The sequence below is a fragment of the Mycobacterium attenuatum genome, assembly GCF_900566085.1.
Taxonomy (GTDB): domain Bacteria; phylum Actinomycetota; class Actinomycetes; order Mycobacteriales; family Mycobacteriaceae; genus Mycobacterium; species Mycobacterium attenuatum.
In genome coordinates this window covers 46,289-71,147 of record NZ_UPHT01000047.1, presented here as the reverse complement: position 1 = coordinate 71,147, position 24,859 = coordinate 46,289, and the positions used below count along the sequence as shown (strand labels likewise).

Sequence of the window (24,859 nt, the reverse complement as noted above, 5' to 3'; positions counted from 1 at the left end):
CCATCCCACCGTTGCCCGCCACCATCCCGCCGGCACCCCCGGCCCCACCGACCCCGCTGGCGGAGGTGCCCTGTGTACCGGCGCCGCCGGCGCCACCGTCTCCGAACCACCCGGCGTGGCCGCCTGTCCCGCCGGCCCCGCCGGTTCCGCCGCTCCCGCCAACGCCGCCTGCCCCGCCGGTGCCGGCGATCATCCCACCGGCGCCGCCGGTTCCGCCGGTTCCGCCGGTGCCTTTACTGCCGCCGGTGGCTCCGGCACCACCCATGCCGCCGTCGCCGAACAACCCGGCATGGCCGCCGGCCCCGCCGGACCCGCCGGTGCTATCGCTCGCGGACTGACCGCCCCACCCGCCGGCGCCGCCATTGCCCAACAGCCCAATTGCGTTGCCGCCGGCACCGCCGTTCCCGCTGACTCCATTGGTTGCGCTGGAGACCCCGCCGGCGCCGCCAGCGCCGCCGTTTCCGACGAGGACGCCGCCAGTGCCACCGGCACCACCGGCACCGGCCGGGCCGACCCCGTTGATGCTCCCGCCGGCACCGCCGGCTCCCCCGTCGCCGAACAGACCCGCGGCTCCGCCGTTACCGCCAGGCCCCCCGGCACTCGTGCCCGACCCTCCGTTGCCGCCGTTACCGAACAACCACCCGCCATCCCCGCCGTTGGCGCCACTACCCGGGGCGCCGTTGGTCCCGTTGCCGATCAGCGGGCGTCCGGTAGCCGCCTGAACAGGCGCGTTGATCGCGTCGAGCAGGCTCTGCAACGGCGAGGCGCTAGCGGCCTCGGCAGCCGCATAAGAGCTCGCACCAGCGGCCAAGGCCCGCACAAATTGCTCGTGAAAGGCCGCGGCCTGTGCGCCCAGCGTCTGATACGCCTGACCGTGCGCGCCGAATATGCCCGCGACCGCAGCCGACACCTCATCGGCACCCGCGGCCAGCAACCGCGTCGTGTTGGCGGCCGCCGCGCCGTTGGCCGCGCCGATCGCCGACCCGAGGTTAGTCAAATCCGTTGCTGCCACCACCAGCGCCTCCGGCGCCGCCATGACAAACGACATCTGGCACCTCCCAATAGTCGACGATCCGCCGTGAATTGGCCCTCGACGTCCTTACGGTGGCGACACAACTATCGATGCATTAGCTGCGAGCCCGACTGTACTCGCACGGCGACACCGCGTCATTGGACTTGGCGAAGTTCGCCTACCACCTCTTTTGCGGAAACATAGATTCAAACCGCGGCAAAGCGGTCCGTCAGTTTGATCCGGTTTCGGAGTAGCCGTTCGCGGTTTCGGTCTGGGTGCTATCGAAGCTTTGTCCGGCCATTTGCGCCTTGACTTGGCCACGGAATCAGGCGCTGTCCACCGGCGCGTCGTTGGAGGCTGCCGGGTTTGCTCTTGGTCGTGCCAGACGGCTAGAAGTCCCAGTCCTGGTCTTCGGTGACGACGGCCTTGCCGATGACGTAGCTGGACCCCGAACCCGAGAAGAAGTCGTGGTTTTCGTCGGCGTTGGGTGACAGCGCCGACAGGATCGCGGGGTTCACGTCGGTCTCGTCGCGCGGGAACAGCGCCTCGTAGCCGAGGTTCATCAGCGCCTTGTTGGCGTTGTAGCGCAAGAACTTCTTGACGTCTTCGGTCAGCCCGACCTCGTCGTAGAGATCCTGGGTGTATTCCACCTCGTTGTCGTAGAGCTCGAACAACAGCTCGTAGGTGTAATCCTTGAGCTCGGCGCGTTTGGCCTCGTCGACCAACGCCAGACCGCGCTGGAACTTGTAGCCGATGTAGTAGCCATGCACCGCTTCGTCGCGGATGATCAGCCGGATCATGTCCGCGGTGTTGGTCAGCTTGGCCCGGCTCGACCAGTACATCGGCAGGTAGAAGCCCGAGTAGAACAGGAAGCTTTCCAGCAGCGTGGAGGCCACCTTGCGCTTGAGCGGCTCGTCGCCGCGGTAGTACTCGAGCACGATCTCGGCCTTGCGCTGCAGGTTGGGATTTTCCTCCGACCAGCGAAACGCGTCGTCGATCTCGGCGGTGGAGCACAACGTCGAGAAGATCTGGCTGTAGCTCTTGGCGTGCACCGATTCCATGAACGCGATGTTGGTGTACACCGCCTCCTCATGGGGGGTCAGCGCGTCCGGGATGAGGCTCACCGCTCCCACGGTGCCCTGGATGGTGTCCAGCATGGTCAGACCCGTGAAGACCCGCATGGTCAGTTGCTTCTCGTTGGCGGTCAGCGTGCCCCAGGACGGGATGTCGTTGGACACCGGCACCTTCTCAGGTAGCCAGAAGTTTCCCGTCAGCCGATCCCAGACCTCGGCGTCCTTTTCATCTTGGAGCCGGTTCCAGTTGATCGCTGAGACACGGTCGATAACCTTCACTGTTGCCTCCCAGAACTCAACTGTTTGTGCCTGATCGGGGTCGCCGCAGCCGGGCCGTTCCCAGGCCTCAAACACTACCCCTGGGGTACGACAAGCCGGTGCAACACAAGAGGTTGTGTTCGCGTGTCGCGCCGGATCATCAGGGACAGGCATCGTTGTCGTCAGCCCGACCGCCCGACGCAAGCACGGACCCGGGCGCTTCGAACGCCAGCAGCTATTGCGCCGCGGAGACGGTCTTTCGGTTCTGCGCCGAAGCGCTACCGACCCCCAAGAATTGGTATTCGTCGGATTTGACCGAGCGGGTGGCCCGCCAGTACTGCCAGGTGTAGCCGCCCCACAACACGGTGTTCTTGCCGTGCTCGTCGAGATACCAACTGCTGCAGCCGCCGCTGTTCCACACCGAGCCGGCCAACTGGCGCTGCAGCTCGTCGTTGAACCGATCCTGCGCTGCGCGCGTGGGAGCCAGCGCCTGCGCACCCGCCTTATCACACGTGGCGATCGCATCGGCCACGTAGTGGATCTGCGACTCGATCATGAACACCACCGAGTTGTGCCCCAGCCCGGTATTGGGGCCTAGCAGGAAGAACAGGTTGGGCATGTCGGCCACGGTGATGCCGCGGTGTGCGGCGATCCCCTCGCGGTTCCACCGGTCGACCAGATCCTCTCCATGCCGCCCTTTGATCTGAACGTAGGTATAGGAGTCGGTGACGTGGAAGCCGGTGGCATACACGATCACGTCGACCGGGTGCTCGATGCCATCGGCGGTGACGATCCCGTCGTGGGCAATGCGGGCGATGCGGTCGGTGATCAGTGTGGTCTTGGGGTTCGCCACGGCGCGGTAATAGGTCGTGGAGTTCAGGATCCGCTTGCAGCCGATGCGATAGTTCGGAGTCAGCTTGCGGCGCAGCTCGCGGTCCTTCACCGAGCGGCGAATGTTGTATTTGGCGTAGGCCTCGATGAACCGCAGCGCGTTCGGCCGTTTGGTCATGCCGAAAGCCAACGCCTCCTGCGCCCAATACAAACCCAGCCGCGTCAGCGCACGGAGCCCCGGAACGTTTTCCATCGCCCGGCGTAGCGTTGGCGGGATCTCGGGGTTGGAGCGCGGCACCACCCACGGCGGAGTGCGCTGGTAGAGCTGAAGTTCGGCGACCTGGTCGACGATCTCGGGCACGATCTGGATTGCGCTGGCGCCGGTCCCGATAACCGCCACACGTTTACCAGTGAGGTCGACGCTGTGATCCCACTCCGCGGAATGGAAAGCAGGACCGGCGAATTCATGACGCCCGTCGATGTCGGGCAAGGACGGGATGTGCAGTGCTCCGGCCCCCGAGATCAGGAACTGAGCTACGTATTCGCGGCCGTCGGTGGTGAACACGTGCCAGCGGTATTCCTCGTCATCCCAGTAAGCGCGGTCGACCAGCGAGTTGAACTCGATGTAGCGGCGCAGCCCGTACTTGTCGGTGATGCCTTTGAGGTACTCCCAGATCTCAGGCTGAAAGGAGAACGGGTTCTTCCAGTCCGGCTTCGGCTCGAACGAAAACGAGTACAGGTGTGACGGGATGTCGCAGGCGCAGCCGGGGTAGCTGTTGTCACGCCAGGTGCCCCCGACGTCGTCGGCTTTCTCCAAAATGATGAAGTCTTGGCCGGAGAAGCCTTGCTTCTGCAGCGCGATGGCCATCCCCAGTCCGGAGAATCCCGTCCCGATGATCAGCGCTCTGGTGTGAACTGGCGGTCGGGGCGCCCGGGGTTGCTCGGCGTGTTCGGTCGCCGGGGTCGCGACATCGGTCATGGTGGATACGTCTTCCTGTATGAGTCGGCGCGACTATGGCGATAGGCGCCGTGGCGAATGCGAATACCCAGTACCCCGGGTATCAGATACCACGAGTGTTGCCGATCGCCGCAGCGATGTCAACGGCACTTAGCTGACGGCGCGATTGCTCGGTACCGCGTCGTGGATCGGCTTGTCGGGGTCCATGGTGATGCCCAGTGCTTCAGCGGTGCCGACGATGACGCCCATCATGATCGTGGTCAGATGTGCGATGAACTGCTCGCGCGGCATCCGTCGGGGGCTGTCGGGCTCGGGACCCAACCACCATTCGGTGGCCGAGGCCGCCGACCCGAAGGCAGCGAATGCCGCGAGCTCAAGCGCGGCGCGGTTCAGCTCCATCTCACGCAGCTCATTGTTGAATATCTCGGCGAAGGTCAGGGTGATCTCACGCCCTTCGTTGAGGGTGCGCACCGTCGCCTCGGACTGAGTGGCCGAGCGGCCCTGAATGAAGACCCGCAGCACGTTGGGATGCTTGTCGACGAGGTTGACGTATTCCTCGACGCTGCGCCGGATGACCTCGCGGGCCGAGTCGGTGGCCAGGTTGATCGACGGGAAGATCGCCGCCCACAGCATGTCGCGCAGCCGTTCCCCGATCGCAACGAACAGGTCGGACTTGTCGGCGAAATGGCGGTAGATCTTGGGTTTGGCGGTGCCCGCTTCTTCGGCGATTTCCCGCACACTCAGTTCGGGCCCCAGCCGGTCGATGGCGCGGAAAGCAGCTTCGACGATGTCGTTGCGCACCTTCTTGCGGTGTTCGCGCCAGCGTTCGCTGCGCGCGTCGACCTTTCCCCCCGATTTGGCGCTGGAGTGGGGTCGCGCGATTCTCACCACGTCAAGCACCTTACCTCGTTGCGGTCGCTGACCTGGGCAGACCGGGCGCTTGGCGGCTCCGCCACAGTGGAACCGGCGACACGACACGCCGTGCAGCCGTCGCCAGATTCACGCTCGGCCGGCGCTACAGCATGCAGGACACGCAGCCCTCGACCTCGGTACCCTCCAGCGCCATCTGCCGCAACCGGATGTAGTAGAGCGTCTTGATCCCGTTACGCCAGGCGTAGATCTGCGCCTTGTTCACGTCGCGGGTGGTGGCGGTGTCCATGAAGAACAGCGTCAGCGAAAGCCCTTGATCCACATGCTGAGTGGCCGCGGCATAGGTGTCGATGATCTTCTCGTAGCCGATCTCATAGGCATCCTGGTAGTACTCCAGGTTGTCGTTGGTCATGTAGGGCGCCGGATAGTAGACCCGACCGATCTTGCCTTCCTTGCGGATCTCGACCTTCGACACGATCGGGTGGATCGAGCTCGTCGAGTGGTTGATGTAGGAGATTGACCCGGTCGGCGGGACCGCTTGCAGGTTTTGGTTGTAGATGCCATGCGCCTGCACCGACTCCTTGAGCCGACGCCAGTCGTCCTGGGTGGGGATATGGATGTTCGCGTCGGCGAAAAGCCGCCGCACCTTCTCGGTCTTGGGCTCCCAGATCTGCTCGGTGTACTTGTCGAAGAACTCCCCCGACGCATACTTGGACCGCTCGAAACCCTTGAAGTGCGTACCTCTTTCTATGGAAATACGGTTCGACGCCCGCAGCGCGTGATACAGCACCGCATAAAAGTAGATGTTGGTGAAGTCGACGGCTTCCTCGGATCCGTAGAAGATCCGCTCACGGGCCAGGTAACCGTGCAGGTTCATCTGCCCCAGGCCGATGGCATGAGAATCGTTGTTGCCCTGCTCAATTGAGGGTACCGACGAGATGTGCGTCTGGTCGCTCACCGCGGTCAGCGCACGGATGGCCACCTCGATCGTCTGGGCGAAATCCGGTGAGTCCATCGTCTTGGCGATGTTCAACGACCCCAGGTTGCAGGATATATCTTTGCCCACTTTGGCATACGACAAATCCTCGTTGAAGTAGGAAGGCGTGGACACCTGCAGGATTTCCGAGCACAGATTCGAGTGGGTAATCTTGCCCTCGATGGGGTTGGCCCGGTTAACGGTGTCTTCGAACATGATGTAGGGATAGCCGGATTCGAATTGCAGTTCGGCCAGCGTTTGGAAGAATTCCCGCGCCTTGATCTTGGTCTTGCGGATGCGCGCGTCGTCGACCATCTCGTAGTACCTCTCGGTGACCGAGATGTCGGCGAACGGCACGCCGTAAACCCGTTCGACGTCGTAAGGCGAGAACAGGTACATGTCGTCATTGCGCTTGGCCAGCTCGAACGTGATGTCGGGGATCACCACGCCCAGGCTCAGCGTCTTGATGCGGATCTTCTCGTCGGCATTTTCCCGTTTGGTGTCCAGGAAACGGTAGATGTCGGGGTGATGGGCGTGCAGGTACACCGCGCCGGCACCCTGGCGCGCACCTAGCTGATTGGCATAGGAGAACGAGTCCTCGAGCAGCTTCATGATCGGGATGACGCCCGAACTCTGGTTCTCGATGTTTTTGATCGGCGCGCCGTGCTCACGAATGTTGGTCAGCAGCAATGCAACCCCCCCGCCACGCTTGGACAGCTGTAGCGCGGAGTTGATCGAGCGCCCGATCGACTCCATGTTGTCCTCGATGCGCAGCAAAAAGCAGCTCACCGGCTCGCCGCGCTGCTTTTTGCCCGAGTTCAAAAATGTCGGGGTGGCCGGCTGGAACCGTCCGTCGATGATCTCGTCGACCAGCTTCTCGGCCAGCGCGGTGTCACCGGCGGCCAGCGTCAACGACACCATGACCACCCGGTCCTCGAAGCGCTCCAGATACCGCTTTCCGTCAAAAGTTTTCAACGTGTAGGAGGTGTAGTACTTGAACGCGCCCAGAAACGTCGGGAACCGGAATTTCTTGGCGTAGGCACGGTCCAGCAATGACTTGACGAAGTTGCGCGAGTACTGGTCGAGAACCTCACGCTCGTAATAGTTTTCGCGGATCAGGTAGTCGAGCTTCTCATCCTGGTTGTGGAAGAACACGGTGTTCTGGTTGACGTGCTGCAGGAAATACTGGCGCGCGGCGAGCACGTCCTTATCGAATTGGATCTTGCCGTCGGAGTCGTACAAGTTCAGCATCGCGTTCAGCGCGTGGTAGTCAACGTCCGCCTGGCCCGCGGCGAAATGGGAATGCACGCCGGAGGTTACAGGCTCTGCAGTGACGGTTGGTGACACGTCTGCTCCTTCCAGAATTCAGCAAGGCCCGCGCGGACGGCGGCGACGTCGTCCTCGGTTCCCATCAGCTCGAAGCGGTAGAGGTAGGGAACGCCGCACTTGCGGGCGACCACGTCGCCGGCGTAACAGAACTCCGCACCGAAGTTGGTGTTACCGGCCGCGATGACCCCGCGCAGCAGTGCTCGATTGTGTTCGTTGTTCAGAAAAGTGATGACCTGTTTAGGGACGTAGCCGCCGGCATTCAGATTGGGCGTGGCGCGGCCGCCGCCGTAGGTGGGCAGTATCAGCACATAGGGTTCATCGACCTCGATGTGACCGTGCAGTGGTATCCGGATTGCGGGCAGTCCCAGCTTCTGCACGAAGCGATGGGTGTTTTCCGACACGCTGGAGAAATAGACCAGGTTGCGCCCCGTGCTATCCATGGCACCGCAATCTCCTTACCTAGCCGCCCGCCCGGGTCAGGCGCTCAGCGCAGCCAGGGCGAGCGCCTTGATGCGGTCGGGCCGGAAGCCTGACCAGTGGTCTTCGCCGGCCACCACGACGGGTGCCTGCAGATGACCCAGCGCCATCACGTAGTCCCGCGCCTCGGAATCCAGGCTGATGTCGACCTTCTGGTAGGCGATGCCGTGCTTGTCCAACGCCTTGTAGGTGGCGCTGCACTGCACACATGCGGGCTTGGTGTAGACGGTGATGGTCATGGGTGTACCGCTCCTTTGCGGAAGTCAGGGGAACAGGGACTGGCAACGATTCAGGTGGTGCATTTCGCTGTGTTCGGCGGCCCGGCAAGCCCCTGGACTCCCGTCGCATGGCCACCATGTTGATCGAACGTGGTGACGCCGATGCCGGGCGGTCCACCGAGCCCCGTGATCCTGGCGAGGCTAGGTGATCCTGGGATCTGCCGGTGCCCGAAACACTACACCTAGGGGGTGACAACGAGAAGAGATACAAGATGTTCTGAATGACATTCTTGAAATTCGCAGGTCGCAGGCCTAGACCCGGGCAGCTCCCGGCGTGTCGCAGGTCACACAACGAAGCCATGGTAAACATGTCGCCCGGTATATCATCGACCACCGACAAGGCCCGCGGCCGCTGCCCGGTCCCGCCGCCGCAAATAGCGCCAGCAAAGTCCTGGCTCAGCCAACTTCGGCGACCAGTTTGCCGATCACGTCCCGAACATTCGCCGATAGTTCGGAGCTGTCTGCCGGCGCTGCGCCCGCCAGGGACCCGAACGGCACTGAGAGCTTGATCGCATCGATCACGCGCGCCCCGGCGATGCCGAACGACTTGCGAGTCTCGTCGTGGGCCCAGACCCCGCCGTATCGGCCCACGGACCCGCCGATGACGGCCAGCGGCTTACCCTTCAACGCGCCGTCGCCGAATGGGCGGGACAGCCAGTCGATCGCATTCTTGATGACGGCGGGAATGGTGCCGTTGTATTCGGGTGTGACCACCAGAGCCGCATCCGCCTTGGCGGCGGCCTGCCGCAACGCAACCACCGATCCGGGAACGCCATCGGGGGTGTCGATGTCCTCGTTGTAGAACGGCATCTGTCCCAGCCCGTCGAACACCGTCACGCTGACCCCGTCGGGTGCGACAGCGGCCGCAAGCTCGGCGATCTGGCGGTTGACCGACGCCGTGCGGAGGCTGCCTACCAGCGCCAAGACCCTTACGTTGGAGATTTCGGACATATCGCGTTCCCTTCATCTTGGTCTCATCTTCGCACGCCTCAACCGGACTATGGTCCGCTTTATTCCATCCGGGCTACTGTGCAGGGGTGAGTGACGTCCAGCGGTCCGACGCGTTGCCCGTCCCTGGCCGGCCGGAGCGCGGTGATGCGGCGCGCAATCGTGCTCTGCTGCTGGACGCGGCGCGCCGCCTGGTCGCCAACCGCGGTGCCGACGCGGTCACCATGGACGACGTCGCCGCGGCCGCGGGTGTCGGCAAGGGCACGCTGTTTCGCCGGTTCGGCAGCCGGGCCGGCCTGATGATGGTCTTACTGGACGAAGACGAGCGGGCCAGCCAGCAGGCGTTTCTCTTCGGCCCGCCGCCGCTGGGCCCGGACGCCCCGCCACTGCACCGCCTGATCGCGTTCGGCCGGGAGCGGATCTGCTTCGTCCATACCCACCGTGAGCTGCTGTCACAGGCTAACCGGGACCCGAAAACCCGTCACAGCGCGGCGGCCTCGGTGCACCGCACTCATGTGCGCGTGCTCTTGCAGTCGGCGCGCACCACCGGCGATCTCGATGTGCAGGCCGACGCGCTACTGGCCTTGCTAGACGTCGACTACGTCGAGCACCGCATCAACGAGGGCGGTCACACCCTGCAGACGTTGGGCGATGCGTGGGAAAGCCTGGCCCGCAAGCTCTGCGGGCGATAGCGCCGATAGCGCCGATAGCACCCACGACACCCACGACACCCATGACACCCACGGCGCCCATGACACCTGCCGGACTGGGACAGTCGTGCTCGACGGCCACGGCTCGGCAGTCAGCACTTCCGCGCTGAGTGACGCTCTCGTTAGGGCCGCCGGGTCCCTGACCACCCCCGCTACCGCAATAGCCACTGCGAACTGCGGATTTCATGATTGGCGAAGCCTTGCCGAAGCGTCACCCAGCACAGTGAACGCGTCAACAACTGTCTGACCGGAACAGCCCGGTGGTCATCAGAGAGCGGGGCGCGCCGTGCCGAATTACAGCAGAACCAAGGCACCGCTGCCCTTCTGGCATGTTCCGCGTCTCCGCTACGCGTGTGCAGCCTGCGCCTCGGCTGCGGACGGGATTGGCGCAGCGGTGCAATGCCGAGTGTGTGAGTGGTCGGCAGGTGCCTTTCGACGCGGCCTAAGGGCCACCCGCACCAAGACGGCGACGGAGGCCCAACGCAGACAGACGGGCAGGCGCAGCGGCTGAGAAAGCGCCGCCAGAAGGAAGGACGAGAACGATGGACTTTTCGGTGTCGCCACCGGAGATCAATTCCGGCCGAATGTTCGCTGGCGCCGGTTCGGGCCCGATGCTTGCGGCGGCGACCGCCTGGGACGCACTAGCCAACGAGCTACGCACGGCGGCCGTGTCATTTGGGTCCGTGACGACCGGCATGGCGTTCGGATCGTGGCAGGGACCGGCGGCAGCGGCCATGTCCGCCGCTGCGGCGCCCTATCTGGGGTGGCTCGAGACCGCCGCTGCCCAAGCCGAACAGGCCGCCGCCCAGGCCAGCACAGCCGTCTCCACCTTCGAGTCGACGCTGGCCGCGATGGTGCATCCCGCTTCTATCGCGGCCAACCGCTCTCGGCTGCTGTCGCTTGTGCTGTCGAACCTCTTCGGCCAGAACGCCCCGGCGATCGCCTCCGCCGAAGCCAATTACGAGCAAATGTGGGCGCAGGACGTGTCGGCAATGTTCGGTTACCATTCCGGGGCTGCTGGCGTTGCCGCGGCGCTGACCCCTTTCACACGTCCGTTGCAGAGTCTGGCGGGCCAGGTGAGCCAGCTGGGTACTGCTATGGCGGGTGGCGCCGGCGACAGCATCGCGGCCGCCGCCGCTGCCGTACCCTCCGGCCTCCTCCCATCCGGTGTGTCAAGCATTTTCAATATCGGCTTCGCCAACATTGGCAGCCTGAATTTCGGCAATGCCAACCTTGGTGATCTTAACCAGGGTAACGGCAACGTCGGCAATCTCAACGTCGGCTCGGGCAACCTGGGCAGTTTCAATCTGGGCTCGGGCAACCTGGGCAGCAACAATCTTGGCTTCGGCAACCTGGGCAGCAACAACTTCGGCTTCGGCAACACCGGCAGTTTCAACATCGGCTTCGGCAACACCGGCAACGGCAACATCGGAATCGGCAACACCGGCAACGGCAACATCGGCTTCGGCAACGGTGGGCTCGGCGGCAACAACAACGTCGGGATCGGGCTGGGCGGCAGCAACCAGCTCGGCTTCGGCGGGCTGAACTCGGGTGTGGGCAACACCGGCTTGTTCAACTCCGGAACCGGCAATACCGGTTTCGGAAACTCCGGCACCGGCAACTTCGGCCTCGGCAACGCCGGCTCGTTCAACACCGGCTTCGGTAATTCCGGCACGGCCAATACTGGTTTCTTCAACGCCGGTATCGTCAACACCGGCATCGGTAACGTCGGCAATTACAACACCGGCAATTACAACGTCGGGAACTTCAACACGGGCGAGTTCAACCCGGGCGACACCAACACGGGGTTCTATAACACCGGCAATATCAACACGGGCTGGGCCAACACCGGGGATCTCAACACCGGCGCTTTCAATGTCGGCGACATGAACAACGGCTTTTTCGCCAGAGGCGACGGCGCAGCAAATGCTGGGTTTTCCTATACCATGACGATTCCACAAATTCCAATAAACCTTCCATTGAGCGTTCCGTTGCATATTCCGGTCGAGGGCCGCACCACTGAGATTGTCTTGGCGCCGTTCAAGATTCCCGCAATTCGATTAGACTTCCCCGTCCTGAGCGGCACTGTCGGTCCAATACAAATGCCTCCGATCAGAGTAACGGGCCCGCTTATCTCGATTACTGTAGGAAGCCCTGAAACTCAATTGGGCGTCTCTGTCGTTGGGGGTGTCGGCCCGATCAACATCCCGATCTTGAACATCCCAGCTGCGCCGGGTTTCGGGAACTCGACCGACGCTCCCTCCTCAGGGTTCTTCAATAGCGGCAGGGGCGGTACTTCGGGCTTTGGCAACTTCGGGCCCGACACCTCGGGCTTCTTCAACTTCACCCGCAACCTTGGCAGTTCAGGCCTCTTGAACGCGGGCCTGCTGCAATCGGGCATCCACAACTTCGGCAATTCCATCTCGGGATTTGAAAACACCACCAATCTGGATCTCGAATTCCGTGCCTTGAATTCGGGACTAGGCAATGTCGGCAATCACCTTTCAGGCATTTTCCATAACAGCGCGGGAGCATCGACGTTCAACTTTGGCTCAGCCAACGGAGGTGGCCTTAATTTCGGCAGCGCCAACCTTGGCAACTTGAACCTGGGCAGCGGAAACATCGGCGGCTTCAACATCGGCGATGCAAACCGCGGCTTCGCAAACTTCGGCTTCGGTAATTTTGGCGACAACAATTTCGGTTTCGGCAACCTAGGTGATTTCAACCTGGGTTTCGGGAATACGGGAGTCGGTAACATCGGCTTCGGCAATACCGGCGACTACAACATCGGGTTCGGCAACACCGGCAGCGGAAACATCGGCCTGGCCAACACCGGCAACGGAAACTGGGGCGTCGGGTTCACCGGCAGCAACTTGTTCGGCTTCGGCGGCCTGAATTCGGGATCCAACAACATTGGGCTGTTCAACTCCGGCGACGGCAACACCGGCATCTTTAACTCCGGTACGTCCAACTTCGGCATCGGCAATACGGGCAGTTACAACACCGGTATCGGCAATACCAACAGCACCAACACCGGCATCGGCAACACCGGCTCGTTCAACACCGGCATGTTCAACTCCGGTAGTTTAAACACCGGCCTGTCCAACGCCGGCAGCACCAATACCGGCAATCTCAATGCCGGCAGTCTGAACACCGGTGATTTCAACACCGGAAATAGCAATACGGGCTACTACAATACCGGCAACCTGAACACCGGTGTGTTGAATTCAGGAAATCGCAACAACGGCTATCTCTGGCGCGGCAACGATCAGGGGCAAATTGGAGTCGACTTTGGCATCACCATGCCTGGGATTCCCCTGGAAATTGGCGTCAATGTCCGGCTCGCAATACCCGTCACCGGCTTTATAGATGGGATAGCAGTTCAGCCGTTCAAGATGGATGTCCCAATAGACCTCAATCTATTCATCGATCTACCGAGCCCTGTTCCAAACGTGACCATTCCGCTGGGCGATGGCGAGTCAATCACTGTCGAAATACCAAAAATAATTATTAACCGCTTCGACCTGACGGGATTCAACGTAGGAAACGTAGGCGGCATACCATTCAGTGGGATGCACATTGAAATCATCAACAGCGTCGGCCCGATCTCGATTCCGGTTCTTCACATTCCTGCAGCACCGGGGTTCGGCAATTCCCCAACGAACGTATCTTCGGGATTCTTCAACACCGGCACGGGCTCGGGGTTCGGGAATTCCGGCAGGTTTATTTCGGGCTTTTTCAACCAAGGCAATCTCTTTGCCTCGGGCTACCAGAACATCGGCTCATTGACGTCGGGTTTGGGAAATCTTGGGTCCGTCGTCACGGGATTTTTCAACAGCGGCACCACGGGGCTGGCTTCAGCCTTTGTCTCCGGCATCGGCAACGCCGGCAGCAAGCTGGCAGGCTTCTTGCTCAGCGGCACCGGGCAGTAAGGCGCTCGCCCAGCTCAGCCGGGCCGAAGCGCCCGCGTGAAGATGGCGTTGACCTGGCGCATCACCACGCTGTAGGGCCACCACGCCAGCCGCTTGAATGCATACAGCGCCCAGATATCGGCCGACGTATAGATGAGGTACCGGTTCCTGGCCACCCCGGCCAGAATTTTCTCGGCGGCCTTTTCCGGCGAGATGGCGTGGCCGCTGAACCTGTCGACCCAGCGCTTGACGTGCGGGTCGTCGCGGTCGACACCGGCGATCTCGACCGTGTTGACCAGCGGCGTGCGTACCGCGCCGGGTACCACGACCGACACTCCTATGCGATGTCGTGCCAGATCGAAACGCAGCACCTCGGAAAGCCCGCGCAGGCCGTACTTGCTCGCGCTGTAAGCCGCATGCCAGGGCAGCGCGATCAACCCGGCAGCCGACGACACGTTGACCAGATGCCCGCCCCGCCCGGCCGCCACCATTGACGGAAGAAACGACTCGATCACGTGGATGGGACCCATCAGGTTGATCGCGACCATCCGCCTCCACTGATCGTGGGTCAGCCGGTCGACAGTTCCCCACGCCGAGACGCCGGCGATGTTGAGCACGATGTCCATGCTGGGTTGGCCGGCGTGGATGTCCGCCGCAAATGCGGACACCTGGGTGTAGTCGGAGATATCGAGAGCGCGATGCTCGGGCACTTGCGCCCCGAGCTCACGCGCGTCGGAGACGGTCTTCTCCAAGCCGTCCGCGTCGCGATCGGTCAGATACAGTTCGGCGCCCTGTGCGGCGAGCCGCAGAGCGGTGGCGCGGCCGATGCCGCTGGCCGCGCCGGTGACCAGACACCGCTTACCTGCGTAATACCGCCGTCGCGCCATGGCGGTGACGATACCGCCGACTCAGGCCTTGGATGCGCCGCCCCACAGCGCATTGAGCCACATTTGTTCGAGCACCCGCACCCGGCGGTCGGAGTCGCCGTCGCGGCCGACCAGCAGGGGGTCGCCGGTCAAAACAAGGGCGGTGGTGCCGGCCAGGGTGCGAATCAGCGTGGGCAGGTCGTCGCTGATCGGGTGGGCGGTGCCGGCTCTCATTTCGGCATCGATGACGTCGACGATCTCACGCAGCACCACCTCGAACTGTTGCCCGAGGATCTCGCGGATCTCGATGTCGGTGTGGCGGGCGGCATTGCAGGCCATCATCACCGGGTCGTTGTGTGCGTAGACAATGGCGGCACTGCCTACCATCCGCTTGGCGAATTGCTCGGGCGATTCGCCCGGCTGGCGGGGTGCGAAATACTGCGTGAGTTCTTCGAGTTCCTCGGCTGCCTCCGCCAGTATCTGGGCGAGCACTGCGTACTTGGAGTCGAAGTAGAAGTAGAACCCGGAGCGCGCCACGCCGGCTCGGTTGCTGATGGTGCTGACCGACAACTCCGCGAACGGCCGCTCCTGCAGTAATTCCCGCACCGCCTGCAGGATCGCTTGCCGGTGCTTGTCACCTCGCCGCCGCAATGCCGGCACGGTTTGCTGGTCGGTGGCGTACTCACTCACATCCTGACCATGCACCAAGCCGCGCGAAAAGAAAACTTGACAGCCGTCAAGTTCATTCGAAGGATGATTTACATAGTGATGGCCGCCACAACCCGCTAAGGAGCGTCATGTCCACGAGCAGGGCGACGATCAGCACCCCGGCATACCTCCTGGATCAAGCCCAGCGTCGGCTGACCCCGTCGTTCAACAACTTCCCCGGGATGGGGCTGGTGGAGCGCTGGCTGCTGAATACGCAGTTTCCGGAGAAGACCCTCGCCGACCCGCCCCCGGGCAGCGGGCTCAGGCCGGTGGTCGGTGATGCCGGGCTGCCGATCGTCGGACACATGATCGAGATGCTGCGCGGCGGACCGGACTATTTGATGTTTCTGTACAACACCAAGGGTCCGATCATCTTTGGCGACTCGCCCTTTCTGCCGTTCGTTGTGGCGCTGGGTCCGGACGCCGCTCAGGCGATCTATTCCAACCGCACCAAGGACTACTCGCAAAAGGGCTGGGTTCCGGTGATCGGGCCGTTCTTCCGCCGTGGGTTGATGCTGCTCGACTTCGAAGAGCACATGTTTCACCGGCGGATCATGCAGGAGGCATTCGTCCGGTCCAGGCTCGCCGGCTACGTCGAGCACATGGACCAGGTGGTGACGCACGTGATCGCCGAGGACTGGGTGCTCAACGACGCGCGCTTCCTTCTCTATCCGGCGATGAAAGAGCTCACCCTCAACATCGCCTCAATGGTGTTCATGGGCCACGAGCCCGGCACCGACCGGGAACTGGTGACCAAGGTGAACAAGGCGTTCACCACCACCACCCGCGCTGGCAACGCCATCATCCGCACCAGCGTGCCACCGTTCACCTGGTGGCGGGGGCTCAAGGCTCGCCAACTGCTCGAGAACTACTTTGCCGAACGGGTTAAAGAACGCCGCGGCAAGGAAGGCAACGACCTGTTGACGGTGTTGTGTGAGACCGAGGACGAGGACGGAAACCGGTTCTCCGACCAGGACATCGTCAACCACATGATCTTCTTGATGATGGCCGCCCATGACACATCGACATCGACGGCCACGACCATGGCCTATCACCTGGCCGCCCACCCGGAGTGGCAGCAGCGCTGCCGCGACGAATCCGACCGTCTGGGCGACGGGCCGCTGGACATCGACTCGCTGGAGAAGCTGGAGTCGCTCGATCTGGTGATGAACGAGTCGATCCGGTTGGTGACGCCCGTCCAATGGGCGATGCGGCAGACGGTGCGCGATACCGAACTACTGGGCTACTACCTGCCCAAGGGCACCAACGTCACCGCGTTTCCCGGGCTGAATCATCGTTTGCCCGAATTATGGACGAACCCAACGACATTCGACCCGGAGCGATTCACCGAGCCCCGCAACGAACACAAGCGGCACCGCTACGGCTGGACACCATTCGGCGGCGGGGCGCACAAGTGCCTCGGGATGGTGTTCGGTCAGTTGGAGATCAAGACGATCCTGCACCGACTGCTGCGCCGCTACCGCCTGGAACTACCGCGACCGGATTACCGGGCGTGTTGGGACTACGGCGGCATGCCGGTCCCGAAGGATGGCATGCCCATAGTCCTGCGTCCACTGTGAGGGTGCGCGAGCAGCCGGTTAGCGCATGCGATCAGCGCACGCAACGCGGACAGAGTCGGATCCTCCGACCAACCCATGGCCCACTCGGTGGCGATCCCGTCGCCGCCGCAGACGAACGTGGCAGTGCATCCGCCGGCGTGCATCTGGTGAAACTTCAACGTCTCCACCGTGATCCCGCGCTCGTGCAGCATCGCGGTAAGGGCCGCGATCGGTCCGCCGGCAGCAGCGGTCGAGGTGCTGATGCGATCCCCCACCGCGATCACCGCCCGGAAATTGCGGGCCTGCGGGCCCAGTCGTCCGGCAGGTCGATCCGGGTCGGTGCACGCCCAGTGGCCCAACCGGACCGGACCCGCCGGGCGACCATAGGTCGCCGCGAAGCGTTCCCAGCACATGACCGCGGCTGGTTCTCGCAGAGCTCGTGGCACGTCGGCGCCGAAGTGCTCGGCAAACCAGGCGCTGGCGGTGGGCTGCGCCGGATTACTGGTCGGGTCGCGGTCGAGGACGAGGAAAGTCATGGTGCCGGTCTTCTCTGATCAGTAGGAGCGACCGACGGTAGTAGCCTTCGACCCACAGCGGGAGGTCGGTCAGGATCAGACCCCGCTGCGGGTGCTGGCTACTACGGCACGATCGAGAAGACGCACGAATGGTGACAGTAGACGTACTGCGCCGACGCACGCAAGTGGGATTCTGCCCCCGGGAGCGAAAGGCACACCGTCACCTATTCCCGGCGGGAATGAGGACGGACTCCACCCGCCCGTTGCGGGGCACTCATGATGCCAAAACGCCGCGCTGGCCGCTGCTTCGGCGATAGCATCTGATGCGGCGGAAATCGCCAACTGCGGGTGCGGTCCAGCAAACGAAAGGCGCGGTCGATGAGCGCAAAAGAGACCAGCAGGGTGGTGCAGGCGATCAAGACGGTGGTCGTGGTACTGGCTGCGGCATTCGCGGTGCTATCGGCCGGGTGCGCCGCGGAACACGAACCCACCACGACTTTTTCACCCGTGCCGGAAAGCATGTAGGCACCAGGGCGCGGCTATCGTGCGGCGGGGGCACACCCGCACCGGAACAGATGTGGCCGCGCGGCCGGGGAATCAGGGCTTAGGTTGGTAAGCCGTGCGCAAATCGTCTGCAGCATTGTGCGGCCGTGGCCGGGCCGCAGGCTGACACATTTTGACGGCGCAATGCCCAGCGCAGACCAAATTGGCGCCGGCTCGCGTTCGGATACGGCAAAACACCGCGCCGCCCTGTTGTGACGGCATAACATCTGCAGACAGTCATCGTCGGAATTCACACCTGCGCAATGGCAATCGAAAGGCACCACCGATGAATGCAAAACGCAAAGGGTCCCGGGCAGTTCGGATAGTTGTCGGGGCGCTGATCGCCGTGTTCGCGGCCACGGCGGCGGTCAGCTGCAACAGCAGCGATGACTGCAAGACCACCACATGCACGATCCCAGCCGTGCCGGCGCCGAGCGGGTCGCTCGGGTAGGTTCCGAATCATCGTGCGCTGCACTCGTGGCGCCGCGCACAGAGCTTGCTAACCCGCCACAGCCGCCGACGGCTTGAGCCGAAGGTATGCCTGAATTGTGGTGCTGTTCGCCGTGGTGTGGGTGCGCACCAAATCCGCCATCGCGTTGACCAGAAACAGCCCGCGGCTGGCGGTTGCGCTGCTGCTCGGAGGTTGGCGCCCGACCAGTGGCTGGTCGAACTGTCCGCGGTCACGCGCCTCGCAGACCAGATACTCCGCATCGCGCCAGAAGGCAAGCTGGCATGTCCCGCCGGTGTATTGCAGGCTGTTGCTGGCCAACTCGGTGGTGATCAACCGCAAATCCTCCAGGCCGTCTTGTGACAGTCCGACCCACCCGGCGTAGTCGACGGCGAACGAACGCGCCGACCGCAGGTCGCTGCCGTGGCGCACCACGTAAGTCACCGCGCCCGGGTTGCGCGGTAGCGGCTGATTGCAACGCGCCAGCGCCTCATCGGGCGCGTAATCGGCGCTGTGGTAGGCCGAGCCGCGCTTCCACAGCCACGGGTGGGTAGCCCGGGCGTCGGCCAGCACGTCGTCGTCGAGCCGTTCGGCGTCGTAGAGACACAGCCCCGTCACGTTGTGATGCGCCAGCGCCCGATTGGCCAGCGCCTCGTCCTGCAGGCAGGCCAGGCACTCCCCGGCGCTGCGGCCGGGCCAGACAAGTTGGCTGACGATCCGCACCCGCCGATCGGCGTACTTGGCTGCGAAGGAACTGGCTATGGTCAGGAATCGGCTCGGATTGCGTGCGGCTCGGGCGATGTCGAGCAGGTGCAGCTCCGCGGTAGCGCAGCTGCGGACGCCCGGTTCGCTGCGCAGCAATGCCAGCCGGTCCGCCGGTACCGCGACCAGGACCGGTTCGCCCAGCACCAACCCGTCGGCCACGAAGCCTCCGACGGCATCCAGATACTCCCGCTGGGAGTGGTACAGCAACGCGGAATGGACGAAGCCTCGCCGCTCGGTTTGCGTGCCAATCGTCATGTAGCGCTCCCGCCGTGCGCCGGCACCCTTGCTGGACCGGCTTTTCGTTTGGGTAAGCATGTACCCGCCGTCGGTGTCGGTTATGCGCGATTTTGACCCGACTCACTTCTACAACCACCAAGACGCCGCCGCGTCGAGGTGCCGGCGGATGCGATACCGGGCCAGGCTGTCGTCGCCCGCGCGAATGGCCTGCAGAATCCGCAGGTGGGCATGTTCGACGGCGACGACGTCGGCCGGGGTCGCCGGCTTTGGCCCGGTGCTGGACCAGTGCCGGCGAAAGAGTTCGGCGATGATCCGCAGAAACAGGTCCAGCAGCGCATTACCGGCCAGTTGTGCCAGGCCGACATGGAACCGAAATTCCTCGGCTGCGGCTTTGCGCACCTCGCCCGCGACCTGTCCCACAGCGAAATCCTGCGGCGGAGCCAGCGTGTCGAGCACGCCCGCCACCGCCGGTTCGTCGCGAAGCTGCACGACTTTGGCCACGTTGGCGAGCTCGATCGCGTCCCCCACGCAACGCAGGTCTTCGCGACGCGGCTTGCGGTACTGCAGGTACAGCGCGATGGTGTCGATGCTGGCCTGCGCCTGGGGCTGGGTGACGACCAGCCCGCCGCCGGGACCCCGGCGCATGTGGGCGATCGTGTGGTATTCCAGCAGCCGCACCGCTTCACGCAGCACCGCACGGCTCACGCGATACCGCGCCAGCAGCCCGGCCTCGGTTCCGAAAACCGCGTCGACCCGCCAACCGCTGGCTGCGATGTCGTCGGCGATCGTGGCGGCCAGCACTTCGGCGAGCTTGCCGCGGGGCGCCTCCTCGACGTCTAGCCGCCGTACCGGCCGCAGCCGTGCCCGCGTGGACCCGTCACCGCGCTGATGCTCACGAAGCCAGGCTGTGACCGCTTGCGCGTGCCGCTCGCTGAGCGCCTTGGCACGCGCGGAATCACCGGCGGTGACTGCTGCGGCGATTCCCGAGTGGTCGTGGTGCAGCCGGTCCAGCGCCTCGAGCGCCTCGGTTGCCGAGCCGGTCCGCGAGGACATCGCGTATCGCCGGGTCAATCGCATCGAAACTTCAATAAACAGCTGCAGCACAGGGTTTTTCGACTGCTGCGCGAGCGCCACGTGAAACTCGTCGCGCGCGGCGGGCAACCCAGGCCGCTGTTCCTGCGCACCCAACACGGCCCGCAGCCGCTCGATTCCGGCTTCGTCGATCTGTTCGGCGGCAAGCGCGGCCGCCAGCGGCTCGAGCACCAGCCGTGCGTCCAGCAGGTCGTCGAGTGTGGTGCCGCGGTATTCGAGATAGATGACGACGGCGCGGGTCGCCGGTCCCGCATCGGGTGCGCAGACGATCAGGCCGCCGTTGGGTCCGCGACGCATCCGGGCCACCTGATGGTGCTCGACGAGCCGGACGGCTTCGCGCAGCACCGACCGGCTGGCCCCGTATCGCTGTTGCAGAGCCGCTTCCGACCCCAGCGACGCGCCGACGGGCCAACCGCGGCGCACGATCTCGGCCTCGATGCAGCTGGCGATTTGCGCTGCTCGCTTGCCGGTGCGCGCCGCCTGTGGATCTACACTCAATGCAGTTGCTCCACAACCAGATTCAGCATGTCAGCAGCATGCATCCGGCCACCGGACCCCCGCCCACGGATACCACGCCGACCTCCGGGCGGTGGGCCACCTGGCGCTCCCCCGCCTCGCCACGCAGCTGCACACAGCCCTCGTGCAACGCCCAGTAGCCGTGCAGGCGCCCGGCCGAAAGTTGGCCTCCGTAGGTGTTCAGCGGCAGTTCCCCGGCACGGGCGATCCGCAGCCCGCCCTCGACGAACGGGCCGGCCCCGCCGTCGGCACAGATGCCCAGTGCCTCCAGCCAGGCGATCGTCAGAAACGTAAAGCCGTCGTACAACTGGGCGACGTCCAGGTCGGCCGGTGTCAACTCGGTCCGCGACCACATCTGTGCAGCCGCGTCCGACATCGCCATCTTGGGGTAGTCGTCGCGATGAAACCACCCGCCGGCGCCGTCGGATCCACCTATCGCCTCGACTGCTACCGCTCGGTGCGGGCAGTCACGGGCGTATTCCGCGTGCGAAACCACCACCGCGATGGAGCCGTCGACGGGCACATCGCAATCCAGCAGCCCGAATGGCGTCGAGACCGGCCGCGCACTCAGGTAGTCGGCCATCGTCATCGGTTCGCGGTAGACGGCGAGGGGATTCAAGGCGGCGTTGCGCCGGCCGTTGAGGGCGATCCAGCCCAGCTGCTCCTTGGTGGTTCCGTAGCGCTCCATGTGCCGGCGGCAATTCAACGCCAACCAGTTTGCCGCTGAATAAGCATGTGCGGCAATCAGATCAGTGATGTCGTCCATCGGCCCGACGACGGGACGCGGGGCGCCTTCGGGGACGTCCAGCATCCGCGCCAGCGGCGGGGCCGGCGCGTCGTCTTGTGGTTTCACCGGAACGGTGCCGCCCAGCATCTGGATTGTCCGGTAGACCACCACATGGCGGGCGCGCCGCTCCGCCACTGCGCGGCACGCCGACATCACCGGACTCAGTAGCCCGCCCGTGCCGAAACCGGATCCGCAATCCCCGGCGTCGATCCGCAGCTCGGCGTTGACGTCGGCAGCGGGCGTGTCACCCAGGGTCGCGATGCCGTCGACGTCGGCGGCAACCAGACCGGCGTCGTCGATGGCGGCCCGGACCGCCTGCATAGTCAGTTCCAGCCCGAGGATGCCGGTGCGCCGGCCGATACGCGAAATACCGATGCCGGATATGATCGCGTCCTTTTCGAAATACTCCATCTACACCGTCCGCCAGACCCATGTGCCGCATACCTGAACTAATAGAGTGTACTGTATTGGTCGTGTCAGCCCAGCCGACGTCACCGCTGCTCATCGCGCACTGCGACCAGTGCGGATGCTGGGTGCATCCGGCGACCGGCGACTGCCGCGACTGCGGCGGGCCGCTGGCGGGACGGCCGGTGTCCGGCCACGGGACGGTGTTCACCTACACCGTCAACTACCATCCGTACAACCCGGACATCCCGACGCCCTATGTGATTGCGCTGGTGGAACTGCGCGAACAACGGGGACTGCGGGTTGCAGCCAATATCGTTGGCTGCGAACCGGATTCGGTGACCTGCGGGATGCCCGTCGAACTCCGCCCGGTGCAGGGTTCCGGCGGGGCTCCGCAGTTCGCGCCCCGCGCCTAGCGGCCGCGCGCCCCGGCGAGCGCGCCCCGGCGAGCCCCGCGAGCAGACGCAAAATCGCCCAAAATTGGCATTTTGGCGCGATTTTGCGTCTGCTCGCGAGCCCAGGCGTTAGTTGATCGACGGGTCGCGCGGCATGCCCAGAATCCGCTCGGCGATCTGGTTGCGGGTCACCTCCGAGGTTCCCCCCGCTATCGCCATGCCGCGCGCGCCCATGACCATTCGGCCGACCACCGCACCGGGGCCATCGAGCAGTGCGATCTCGGGTCCCAGCAGCGCCGCCGAGATGGCGGCGCCGTCGATCATGTGCTCGGCCAGCTTGAGTTTGGTGACGTTGCCTTCCGGCCCCGGGCCCGCACCTTCGACGCTGCGTGCGGCGCGGCGCAGGTTCAGCAGCCGCAGCGCGTGGTCTTCGGCCAAAAAGTATCCGACCCGAACGTCGGCTCCCGCCAACCGATCTGCTCGCCGTTGGGCCTGCTGCACCAGTTTGGCGGCCAGCCCTTCGTAGAACGACCCACTGCCGCCGATACTCACCCGCTCGTTGCCCAGCGTCGCGCGCGCAACCGTCCACCCCGAGTTGGGCGCTCCGACGACGTCCTCGTCGGGAACGAACACGTCGTTGAAGAACACCTCGTTGAATTCCGAGCCGCCGGTGATCTGCCGCAGCGGGCGCACCTCGACACCCGGCGACTTCATGTCGATGATCACCGTGGTGATGCCGGCGTGTTTGGGGACGTCGGGATCGGTGCGCACCGTGGCCAGGCCGCGGGCGCAATATTGGGCTCCGCTGGTCCACACCTTCTGCCCGTTGATCGTCCAGCCACCATCCACCCGGGTGGCACGCGTCTTGACCGACGCCGCGTCCGAGCCGGCATCGGGTTCGGAGAACAGCTGGCACCAGACGTCTTCCTGGCGCAGCGCCTTTTCCACGAATCGTTCGATTTGCCAAGGGGTTCCATGCTGAATCAGGGTCAGGATCACCCAGCCGGTGATCGAGTAGTCGGGCCGTTTGATGCCGGCCTTGGCGAACTCCTCTTCGATCACCAACTGCGCCACCGCATCCGCGGCACGGCCCCACGGTTTGGGCCAGTGCGGCATCACGTAACCGGTCTCGATCAGCTTGTCCAGTTGCGCCGTTTTGGCCAGGGCGGCGATCTCGGCGGCGTCGGCGCGGATCCGGGTGCGCAACTCTTCGGCCTCGGGCGGCAGGTCCAGGCTGTTGGCGCGGACGGTCCCGGCAGCGGTGCGATCGAACACGTCGCGGGCCGGTGCGTCCCCGCCCAACAATGCCGCAGTCACCAACGCCCGGCGCAAGTGCAGGTGCGCGTCATGCTCCCAGGTGAAGCCGATGCCGCCGTGCACCTGGATGTTGAGCTCGGCGTTGCGCGCATAGGCCGGGAACGCCAGGGTCGCGGCCACGGCGGCGATCAGACGGAACTGTTCTTCATCTTCGGATGCCGCTCGGGCGGCATCCCACACCGCGGCAATGCCGGACTCCACGGCCACCAGCATGTTGGCGCAATGATGTTTCACCGCTTGGAAAGTCGCGATGGTGCGGCCGAATTGCTGGCGCACCTTGGCGTAAGCGACGGCGGCGTCGACGCAGTCGGTCGCGCCGCCCACCGCCTCGGCGGCCAGCAAAGTCCGTGCTCGCGCCAGCGCCGATTCGCGTGCACCCACCAGGATGTCGTCGGCGCTGACGCTCACCTTGGTCAGCCGAACGCGCCCGGAACGCCGCGTGGGATCGAGGTTTTCCGGCACGTTTATCGACACACCCGCCCGGCCGCGATCGAGCACCAGCACGTCCTCGCCGGCCGTGACCAGCAGCAGATCGGCCAGCCCGGCACCCAGGACCACCCCGGCCTCGCCGTCAGCGACGCCGTCAGTGATCTGTACCCGGCCGTCAAGACCGACACCCGCGGTGACGCTGCCGCCGATCAGCCCGGGCAGCAGCCGCGCCTGCTGCTCGGCGGTGCCCTCGTTGGCGATCACCGCCGACGCGATGACGGTCGGCACGAACGGTCCCGGTGCCACCGCGCGGCCGAGTTCTTCGATCACCACCACGAGTTCGGGCAGCCCGTAACCGGATCCGCCGTGCTCTTCGTCGACGTGCAGGCCCAACCAGCCGAGCTCGACCAGCTGCTGCCAGAAGGGCGGTCGCTGTTCCTCGGCCGCATCGAGCAGTGACCGTCCCGCCCACCGCGCCTTCTGGGCCGTCAGAAACCCGCGCGCTACCTCGGCGAGTTCACGATGATCGTCGGTGAGTGCGATACCCATCAGGGTCCTCCTCGCGGGCGCTGCGCAGCCCGCGAGTCGCGGGTCCTGCAGAATTTCTAAAGAGTGTACTCAATGCCCGGCGCGGACCCAGCCCGGT

At 64.4% G+C, this 24,859-nt stretch carries 20 protein-coding genes; 5 read left to right on the top strand and 15 right to left on the bottom strand.

Translation table 11 applies throughout. The features are described 5' to 3' along the window. From EET13_RS08210 to EET13_RS08175, 8 genes are all read right to left on the bottom strand, one after another. Window positions 1-1,048: PE family protein (locus EET13_RS08210; protein ID WP_136623135.1), on the bottom strand; the 1,048-nt coding region annotated here is incomplete at its 3' end. A 353-nt stretch (window positions 1,049-1,401) separates the two neighbouring features. Further along, window positions 1,402-2,364 (bottom strand): class 1b ribonucleoside-diphosphate reductase subunit beta, encoded by a 963-nt coding sequence (gene nrdF, locus EET13_RS08205; RefSeq protein WP_122441815.1) that lies wholly within the window; start codon window positions 2,362-2,364, stop codon window positions 1,402-1,404. Between the two features lie 214 nt (window positions 2,365-2,578). Further along, entirely contained in the window at window positions 2,579-4,153 is a 1,575-nt protein-coding gene (locus EET13_RS08200; protein ID WP_122441807.1) for a flavin-containing monooxygenase, read from the bottom strand. 129 nt (window positions 4,154-4,282) lie between these two features. Continuing rightward, window positions 4,283-5,023, bottom strand: a complete 741-nt coding sequence (locus EET13_RS08195; protein WP_122441814.1) for a TetR/AcrR family transcriptional regulator — start codon at window positions 5,021-5,023, stop codon at window positions 4,283-4,285. A 124-nt stretch (window positions 5,024-5,147) separates the two neighbouring features. Beyond that, complete coding sequence (nrdE, locus tag EET13_RS08190) at window positions 5,148-7,325, bottom strand: class 1b ribonucleoside-diphosphate reductase subunit alpha (protein ID WP_122441806.1); 2,178 nt, start codon at window positions 7,323-7,325, stop codon at window positions 5,148-5,150. Beyond that, on the bottom strand, window positions 7,295-7,747 hold the full coding sequence (nrdI, locus tag EET13_RS08185) for a class Ib ribonucleoside-diphosphate reductase assembly flavoprotein NrdI (RefSeq protein WP_122441805.1): 453 nt from the start codon (window positions 7,745-7,747) through the stop codon (window positions 7,295-7,297). Before nrdI ends, nrdE begins: the two co-directional genes overlap by 31 nt. Window positions 7,748-7,783: 36 nt before the next feature. Beyond that, complete coding sequence (locus tag EET13_RS08180; RefSeq protein WP_122441804.1) at window positions 7,784-8,023, bottom strand: redoxin NrdH; 240 nt, start codon at window positions 8,021-8,023, stop codon at window positions 7,784-7,786. A 435-nt stretch (window positions 8,024-8,458) separates the two neighbouring features. Further along, window positions 8,459-9,013: an NAD(P)H-dependent oxidoreductase gene (locus EET13_RS08175; protein ID WP_122441803.1), complete on the bottom strand. Its 555-nt coding sequence runs from the start codon at window positions 9,011-9,013 to the stop codon at window positions 8,459-8,461. Between the two features lie 86 nt (window positions 9,014-9,099). Between EET13_RS08175 and EET13_RS08170 the strand changes: the two genes are divergently transcribed. Both EET13_RS08170 and EET13_RS08165 read left to right on the top strand, forming a co-directional pair. Further along, window positions 9,100-9,702, top strand: coding sequence for a TetR/AcrR family transcriptional regulator (locus EET13_RS08170; protein WP_122441802.1), 603 nt, complete (start codon window positions 9,100-9,102; stop codon window positions 9,700-9,702). 560 nt (window positions 9,703-10,262) lie between these two features. Beyond that, a complete protein-coding gene (locus EET13_RS08165) occupies window positions 10,263-13,652 on the top strand; it encodes a PPE family protein (protein WP_122441801.1) in 3,390 nt (1,129 codons plus the stop codon). 14 nt (window positions 13,653-13,666) lie between these two features. Here the strand turns inward: EET13_RS08165 and EET13_RS08160 are convergent, their stop codons facing one another. Beyond that, a complete protein-coding gene (locus tag EET13_RS08160) occupies window positions 13,667-14,518 on the bottom strand; it encodes an SDR family oxidoreductase (protein WP_122441800.1) in 852 nt (283 codons plus the stop codon). A 21-nt stretch (window positions 14,519-14,539) separates the two neighbouring features. Beyond that, a complete protein-coding gene (locus EET13_RS08155; RefSeq protein WP_425293649.1) occupies window positions 14,540-15,187 on the bottom strand; it encodes a TetR/AcrR family transcriptional regulator in 648 nt (215 codons plus the stop codon). Between the two features lie 107 nt (window positions 15,188-15,294). Between EET13_RS08155 and EET13_RS08150 the strand changes: the two genes are divergently transcribed. Continuing rightward, window positions 15,295-16,785, top strand: coding sequence for a cytochrome P450 (locus tag EET13_RS08150; protein WP_122441798.1), 1,491 nt, complete (start codon window positions 15,295-15,297; stop codon window positions 16,783-16,785). Here EET13_RS08150 and EET13_RS08145 read toward each other — a convergent pair. Next, window positions 16,728-17,300 (bottom strand): 2-isopropylmalate synthase, encoded by a 573-nt coding sequence (locus EET13_RS08145; RefSeq protein WP_244603822.1) that lies wholly within the window; start codon window positions 17,298-17,300, stop codon window positions 16,728-16,730. The two genes, EET13_RS08150 and EET13_RS08145, sit on opposite strands and share 58 nt — an antisense overlap. 357 nt (window positions 17,301-17,657) lie before the next feature. Between EET13_RS08145 and EET13_RS30260 the strand changes: the two genes are divergently transcribed. Continuing rightward, a complete protein-coding gene (locus tag EET13_RS30260) occupies window positions 17,658-17,804 on the top strand; it encodes a hypothetical protein (RefSeq protein WP_168990719.1) in 147 nt (48 codons plus the stop codon). 517 nt (window positions 17,805-18,321) lie between these two features. Here the strand turns inward: EET13_RS30260 and EET13_RS08140 are convergent. From EET13_RS08140 to EET13_RS08130, 3 genes are all read right to left on the bottom strand, one after another. Next, on the bottom strand, window positions 18,322-19,290 hold the full coding sequence (locus tag EET13_RS08140) for a sensor histidine kinase (RefSeq protein ID WP_122441813.1): 969 nt from the start codon (window positions 19,288-19,290) through the stop codon (window positions 18,322-18,324). Between the two features lie 108 nt (window positions 19,291-19,398). Beyond that, window positions 19,399-20,862, bottom strand: a complete 1,464-nt coding sequence (locus EET13_RS08135) for a FadR/GntR family transcriptional regulator (protein ID WP_122441797.1) — start codon at window positions 20,860-20,862, stop codon at window positions 19,399-19,401. Window positions 20,863-20,884: 22 nt separating this feature from the next. After that, the gene (locus EET13_RS08130; RefSeq protein ID WP_122441796.1) at window positions 20,885-22,078 is read right to left on the bottom strand and encodes a thiolase family protein; all 1,194 of its coding nucleotides are present in this window, start codon (window positions 22,076-22,078) and stop codon (window positions 20,885-20,887) included. 62 nt (window positions 22,079-22,140) lie between these two features. Between EET13_RS08130 and EET13_RS08125 the strand changes: the two genes are divergently transcribed. Next, window positions 22,141-22,488, top strand: a complete 348-nt coding sequence (locus tag EET13_RS08125) for a Zn-ribbon domain-containing OB-fold protein (protein ID WP_244603821.1) — start codon at window positions 22,141-22,143, stop codon at window positions 22,486-22,488. 108 nt (window positions 22,489-22,596) lie between these two features. Here EET13_RS08125 and EET13_RS08120 read toward each other — a convergent pair whose 3' ends face one another. After that, complete coding sequence (locus EET13_RS08120) at window positions 22,597-24,762, bottom strand: acyl-CoA dehydrogenase family protein (RefSeq protein ID WP_122441794.1); 2,166 nt, start codon at window positions 24,760-24,762, stop codon at window positions 22,597-22,599. Between the last annotated feature and the right edge of the window lie 97 nt (window positions 24,763-24,859).